Origin of the sequence: Acidithiobacillus albertensis (assembly GCF_001931655.1) — a bacterium.
GTDB lineage: Bacteria > Pseudomonadota > Gammaproteobacteria > Acidithiobacillales > Acidithiobacillaceae > Acidithiobacillus > Acidithiobacillus thiooxidans.
This window is the reverse complement of sequence record NZ_MOAD01000001.1, coordinates 1,621,047-1,627,688: the sequence shown is the minus strand read 5'-3', so window position 1 is coordinate 1,627,688 and position 6,642 is coordinate 1,621,047. Positions and strand designations below refer to the sequence as shown.

General features: G+C 55.3%; 5 protein-coding genes, 1 tRNA gene and 1 pseudogene. 3 read left to right on the top strand and 4 right to left on the bottom strand.

The window, feature by feature from the left end; translation table 11 throughout:
• Both BLW97_RS08370 and BLW97_RS08365 read right to left on the bottom strand, forming a co-directional pair.
• On the bottom strand, window positions 1-1,817 hold a 1,817-nt coding region (locus BLW97_RS08370), incomplete at its 3' end, for an efflux RND transporter permease subunit (protein ID WP_143214912.1).
• Window positions 1,818-1,822: 5 nt separating this feature from the next.
• Entirely contained in the window at window positions 1,823-2,959 is a 1,137-nt protein-coding gene (locus tag BLW97_RS08365; protein ID WP_075322924.1) for an efflux RND transporter periplasmic adaptor subunit, read from the bottom strand.
• A 352-nt stretch (window positions 2,960-3,311) separates the two neighbouring features.
• Between BLW97_RS08365 and BLW97_RS08360 the strand changes: the two genes are divergently transcribed.
• Entirely contained in the window at window positions 3,312-3,905 is a 594-nt protein-coding gene (locus BLW97_RS08360) for a DUF1643 domain-containing protein (protein ID WP_242947775.1), read from the top strand.
• A 2-nt stretch (window positions 3,906-3,907) separates the two neighbouring features.
• On the opposite strand, the gene BLW97_RS08355 is transcribed toward BLW97_RS08360, so the two are convergent.
• Complete coding sequence (locus BLW97_RS08355) at window positions 3,908-4,561, bottom strand: YidH family protein (protein ID WP_075322922.1); 654 nt, start codon at window positions 4,559-4,561, stop codon at window positions 3,908-3,910.
• Window positions 4,562-4,729: 168 nt separating this feature from the next.
• Between BLW97_RS08355 and BLW97_RS08350 the strand changes: the two genes are divergently transcribed.
• Window positions 4,730-4,805 (top strand) — tRNA-Asn (locus BLW97_RS08350).
• Between the two features lie 138 nt (window positions 4,806-4,943).
• Window positions 4,944-5,873 carry a class I SAM-dependent DNA methyltransferase gene (locus BLW97_RS08345; protein ID WP_242947773.1) on the top strand — a complete coding sequence of 310 codons (930 nt, stop codon included), beginning with the start codon at window positions 4,944-4,946 and terminating at the stop codon, window positions 5,871-5,873.
• Between the two features lie 17 nt (window positions 5,874-5,890).
• On the opposite strand, the pseudogene BLW97_RS08340 reads toward BLW97_RS08345, so the two are convergent.
• Window positions 5,891-6,642, bottom strand: a pseudogene (locus BLW97_RS08340) (IS256-like element IST2 family transposase); the annotation flags it as partial.

The following is a 6,642-nucleotide window of genomic DNA, read 5'->3' as shown; positions in this document are numbered from 1 at the left end:
CCCGCCGGCATGTTGATGACGACGTTAAAGGCACTGGAATTACCATGGGGCAGCATGGTGAAAGGCACCCACTCGACCAGAAACAGCGCCAGACTGGCAAAAAACGCGACCACTATCCCACCCAGAAACAGGCGACCATAAAATTTGCGGCGAATCAGCGGAATCAGGGTGTTCCGGAAAAATTTGCGCAACCAGGTGGCCTGCCGGTGTTCGCCCTTATGCATACGTTCCAGGGTTTTCAGGCTGGGTTTGAAGCGCAGCATCAACCAGGGGGCCAGAGCGAAGGCCGTGAACAGGGAGAAAAGCATGGCCACGGAACCCAGTACGGGAATGGGGGCCATGTAAGGACCCATCATCCCGCCCACAAAACCCATGGGCAGCAAGGCGGCAATGACCGTAAAAGTCGCCAGAATGGTGGGATTACCCACTTCGCGTACGGCATCAATGAGGGTTTCGGTGGACGTTGTCCCTTCCTGCAGCCAGCGGCGATACACGTTCTCGACAATCACGATGGAATCGTCGACGAGAATACCGATGGAGAAAATCAATCCGAACAAACTGACCCGATTGATGGTGATTCCCAATAACCAGGCCGAGAACACGGTAATCAGCAAAATCAGCGGGATGGTGATGACCACGACAGCCGCCGCCCGCCATCCTAGGGCCAGCAGAATCAGCAGGGTGACGGCTGCCGTGGCGACAAAAAGCTTGAAGAGCAGGGAATCGACCTTGGCATTGGCTTTTTTGCCGTTATCACGGGTGATGCTGACATGCACATTACCGGGAATGACCGTTCCTTCCAGACTGTGCATTTTCTGGATGAGTGCCCGGGCGACCGTCACGCCGTTGCTGCCGGCAATTTTGGCCAGGGCAATGGTGACCGCCGGAGCGCCATCCACTTCGGGCTGATTTTTGCCAGCCTTCTGGTAATAAGTCACCAGACTGTGGGGATCGCTGGGGCCGAGCCGGACCTGCGCCACCTGAAACAGATACACCGGTTCTCCTTCATACACCCCGACCACCAGATTGCGGACTTCTGCCGGCGTGCGCAGAAACTGTCCGGTGACAATGCGCATCTGCATGTTTTGCACATCGGTCCGCCCGGTTTCCGTCTGGGCATTGGAAGCCTTGATCGTTTGCGCGACCTGCTGCGGGGTGATGCCATAAGCGGCCAGGCGGCCCGGATGAATATCGACGGTCAGTGTTTCTTGAGGACCGTGGACAATAAAACTCTCCCCGGTCTGGGGAACCTGCTTGAGATGCTGCAACGCGGTGCGGGCAATTTCGTTGAGGGTGGCGGGACCGACCTCCCGGGACCAGAGCGTAAAGGTCATGAAGGGGACGCTGTTGATACCCTTGGCACGGACCAGAGGATGGGTGGCTCCCGGCGGAATCCGGTTCATGTTGGCGGCGAGTTTGTTGTAGACCTCCACCAGGGAGGGACCCATCCGTCTGCCCACCTGAAAGCGCACGGTGACCATGGATTCGCCGCGATTCGACACCGAATACACGTGGCGCACACCGGGCAGCTCGCTCATCATGCGTTCCAGAGGATCACTGACCATGCGCGAGACTTCGGCAGGCGAGTGCCCCGGATAACCCACAAAAATATCAATCATGGGCACGGAGATTTGCGGGTTGGAAGCTCTGGGCGTGGAAATCAGGCCGAGAATGCCCGCCGCGAGCAGCACAATCAGGAGCAGGGGCGCCAGCGGCGAACTGACAAAAATCTTCGCGATAGAACCGGCCAATCCCAGACTGCGCGAGGGTCTGGTTTCCGGGGTTTCCGGCTCAGGGGTTTGGCAACCGTTATGCATGGCGCTTACTCCCCGGAAGACGCGCTGGTCTGGAGCTGATAACCGGACCCGATTCCGGCGGGGGGATCATTGACGATGATCTGACCCAAGCGCAGTCCGGCCAGCACCTGAATCTGCCCATCCGGCAAGGGTCCACCCAGGCGCAGCACATGCATTTCGGTCACCCCCTGATGATCCACCAGCACCGAGGGCAAAGAAGTCCCGGGAATGAGGGCGCTCCGGGGAATGGCCGGTTCATTCTGGGCAGAGCTGCCGTAACTGGGCAGACTGATGGTCGCGTACGCCCCGACACGAATGGCGGCATTGCGGGGCAGACTGACCTTGACGGCCACCGTATGGGTTTGGGGATTGGCCTGGGGGGCGACATGAACGACCCTGCCACTCACCATGCCCGCGTTATCGCCCAGATGGACGGGCAGGGATTGCCCGGGGTTCAGATTGCCCGCCAGACTTTCCGGCACCTTGACCAGCAGTTGCTTGGGTCCACCACTGCCCAGCACCATGAGCGGCTGACCGGGCTGCACAATATCCCCCGGATTAACCTCTTTTGCGAGGACTACGCCCTGAAAGGGGGCGATGGAAACCGAGTTGTTCATCTCCGCCTCAATCTGACGGATTCTCCAGGCCGAAGCCTCCAGCTGGGTTTGCGCCTTGAGGGCGGTAGCTTTCCGGTTTTCCAGATTGGATTGATAGGTGGCCCAGGGATTCTGGCTGTTGCCCATCATGGCCTTGAAGCCCTGGCCTATCCAGGTAAAGGGGTTCATGAAGGAGGGGGGATCATAACTGTAAAGCTGATATCCGTACTGGGAATAACCGTTGTGCAGGGCGACTTCATCGGCCTGATAGGCCGCAATAGCCTGGGCTTTCTGGGCAAGCAGCTGATCGTCATCCAAAGCCACCAAAGGCTGGCCCGGTGCAATGGGCATTCCGGCTTCACCCGCCACAAATTTGACCCGGCCAGGCAACTGGGCACGCAGGGTGACCGTAAACGCCGGGATGACCCGGCCCCCCAGTACGGGACCAATGCCGGGAGCCGCTTGCACTGTTACGAGGCTCGGCGCGGCCGCCAGGGCCGTACCAAAACCCATGCCCAAAAGGAGCGGGCCGCAAACTAATGCACAACGCCAGGTGTTTGTTTTCATAGACAGGTTCCTTGCAGGTTTGATGAGCTTAAGCAACGCCCAAAGTGTTTGCCTGTCTATTAGCAGAAACTGTGCCAAATAATAAGTGCATGTAAAATATGGTTTTTATAAAATCCCTAAAAATCACTGCAACAATTTAATTTTTTATCTAATTGTTAAATATATATTTTATTATGTTGAATCGTTGCAACGGAGTGTTGCAGTGCTATGCGGCGGTCAGGTCGTCCTTTTTCTGATCAGAGGATGCACTGGCTTTGATAGCGATGGGCAGGAAAAGGCTAGGACTGGTCGGGTGACCCCACCGGCTGATATGGTTGACGATTAACAGGCAATGATTACGGGAATCCAAAACGTGACGAATAACCTATCCTCCAGCACCTTGAGAATCGGGCGAACCGTACAACATGCGCCAGCCGTGGATATGGCAGCTATTCAGGCAGATTTTTCACCGTGCCGTACCTGGCGGTATGGATTGAGCTTGCCATTTCGTGAGCGTAAAGGCGCTATGATCACGGTTTTTCTCAAAAACCCTTCCAGTGCCAGTGAGTTCTCCGCAGATAAAACCGTACGCACGGCCTCGGAATATGTATGGCGCAATTTCCCAGAAAGTGGGGGGGTTCACATTTTGAATCTTTTTGCGCTCAGGGGTACAGACAGTAAAGAAGTGGGGAAAGCGTTGCTTGCGAAGGGTGCGGCGCATGTAGTCGGCCCGCAGAATGACAAGGTCATCAAAACAACGCTTGCGGCAAGTTCGGGAGTGATTATCGCCTGGGGTGGGCATGCCGGTATTCCCGCCTCTGCCTATGATCAGCGGGTGTGCAGTTGTCTGGAATTACTGGTAGAAAGCGGATTGCCGGTATGGCGTAATGCTCGTAAAGGATCCGAAAAATATCCCTTTCATGCCTGCTATTGGGCTTATCAGGATGCATTGATTCCGCTTTTCTGATTTTACAGGGATACCCGAATAATCATGACCGCCAGTGCGACGGTAATACCAAATAAAATAACGCCATAGAGACCGTACAGGAATTTGTGGACATGGTAGCAGCCTTCATCTACCTTCTTGACGGTGCGAATGAAATTGATACCACCGATCATCAGGTTGGTGATTCCAAGGACAATAAATATAATGCCCATTCCTGAGAACCCTTCTCCCATAACCAGCTTGGTGTGGAGCATGATAGAAAGCTGTTCCAGAAAAAAATCGAACTTTTCGATGACAAAGCCAAAAGCAATCAGACCGATACCCGTTCGTACCCATGCCAGAAAAGTACGTTCGGCGGCCATATAAATACGCGGATCAATAATCTCTTTTGCTGCCACGGGGGGTCCTTTTTCAATATGTTGCAGATCAAACATAAAATTCAAGCCTACCACAAAAACCAGAGCAATGGCTGGCCAAGTCAGTACATTGAAAAGCCCGGTAAAAAAATGGCCCAGTTTTGCGTAATGTAATGCCAAAAACAGTACGGCAAGACGGGCTGAAACCAATCCTGTTCCGATCGATACAAACAGTAGCTTAAAGTAACCTAGATACGTGCGTTCCAGCGCCATGTACAATCGTGGTTCTTGTACGGTTGGCAGGCGTTTCAGGAACATCATGGCTGGGTTCACCGAATGATTGGATGGGCAGGATCAGGACGTTAAATTATGGCGTGGGGCAGTCTATCGCGAAATACTCCGACCGTGAAGCGGTGTTGAAACATCATCCTGAAAATGCCCCACAGTTCTTGACGCGAAGCAAAGGGAAGGCTAGGATACGCCCACTTTTCCCCGGTAGCTCAGTCGGTAGAGCGGGTGACTGTTAATCACTAGGTCGGCAGTTCGAGCCTGTCCCGGGGAGCCAAAAGAATCAAGCATCCAGGTTATAGCCTGGGTGCTTTTTTTGTTTTATTGACTATTGCCCATATAATTCCCAAGCTGTGCCCATTTTAGGCATCAGAAATGGGGGAAAATGGTTGCGGTTCGAACGGATCAACCTCAATTGACAAACAATAACGGTAAGGACAAATCCCTCGAATCTTGGATCTGGGACGCCGCGTGTTCCATCCGTGGTGCCAAGGACGCGCCGAAATACAAGGACTACATCCTCCCCCTCATTTTCACTAAGCGCCTTTGCGACGTCTTTGACGATGAGCTGAACCGCATTGCCGCTGAGGTTGGCTCGCGCAAGAAGGCCTTCCAGCTCGCCAGGGTCGACCACAAGCTCGTCCGCTTCTATCTTCCCCTCGTCCCTGACGATCCCGAGCAGCCCGTCTGGTCCGTGATCCGCAAGCTTTCCGACAAGATCGGCGAAGGCGTCACCACCCACATGCGGGCCATCGCCCGGGAAAACCCGCTCTTGCAGGGCATCATCGACCGCGTCGATTTCAACGCCACCACCCACGGCCAGCGCGACCTCGACGACGACCGCCTCTCCAACCTCATCGAAGCCATCAGCACCAAGCGCCTGGGGCTCGACGACGTCGAGGCCGACATCATCGGCAAGAGCTACGAATACCTGATCCGCAAGTTCGCCGAAGGCGGCGGCCAGAGCGCCGGCGAGTTCTACACCCCGCCCGAGGTCGGCACCATCATGTCCCGCGTGCTCCAGCCCGAGCCCGGCATGGAAATCTACGACCCAACCTGCGGCTCCGGCGGCCTGCTGGTGAAATGCGAGATCGCCATGGAGGAAACCGCCAAAGGCAAGAAGCGCACCGTCGCCCCGCTGAAACTGTTCGGCCAGGAATTCACCCCCGAGACCTGGGCCATGGCCAACATGAACATGATCATCCACGACATGGAAGGTCAGATCGAGATCGGCGACACCTTCAAGAACCCCAAATTCCGCAGCAAAGGCAAGCTGCGCACTTTCGACCGCGTGGTCGCCAATCCCATGTGGAATCAGGGAGCTATAGTCAAATCTGGTGTATGAGCATTTTCTGACATAGATCAGGCGGCGGTCTGTTGATCATCCGGCAGGGTGAGGTTAGCCGGTATGCCATCGATAAATTTCACCCCTGCAAAAAGCTGCAGGACTTTCTCTGGAGCATAAATCCCAATCCAGCGTTTTTCAGCCTGCTGCAGCATCTTGAAACCCAATCCCAGAAAGCTGCTGCGTGATACACAGTTCTTCGTCCGGGTAGTCCGGTGGCGTACCGTAGCGAAGGTGGATTCAATGGCATTGGTGGTCCGGATATGCCGCCAGTGTTCGGCCGGAAAATCATAGAAAGCGAGCAATTCAGCCCGATCTTTTTCCAGTTTAGCCACAGCCTTGGGATACTTTGCCTGGTAATTGCGCACAAACACGTCCAGTGCTTTTTCCGCAGCCTGGCGATTGGCGGCCATCCAGATTTCCTGCAACGCTGCCTTGGCTTTGCTCTGTTGGGCTTTGGGAAGTTCGTTGAGAATGTTGGCGGTCTTATGCACCCAGCAGCGTTGCTGACCAGTTTCGGGATAGGCTTCATCCAGTGCGGCCCAAAACCCCATGGCACCATCCCCAATGGCGAGCAAAGGGGCCGTCTCCAGACCGCGCGCCTGCAGGTCACGCAGGCTCTCCAGCCAGGAAGCTTTGGATTCGCGCAGGCCGTCACTGACACTGACCAGCTCTTTCTTGCCCTCTGCCGTCACGCCGATAATCACCAGCAGGCAGATACGCGGATCCTCCTCCGCACGGAGGTTCGTATAAATACCGTCTACCCACC

Coding starts and splice junctions, on each gene's coding strand:
- BLW97_RS08355 (WP_075322922.1), bottom strand. CDS start 4,561: ATGATGTTCCTGAAACGCCTGCCAACCGTACAAGAACCACGATTGTAC.
- BLW97_RS08365 (WP_075322924.1), bottom strand. CDS start 2,959: ATGAAAACAAACACCTGGCGTTGTGCATTAGTTTGCGGCCCGCTCCTT.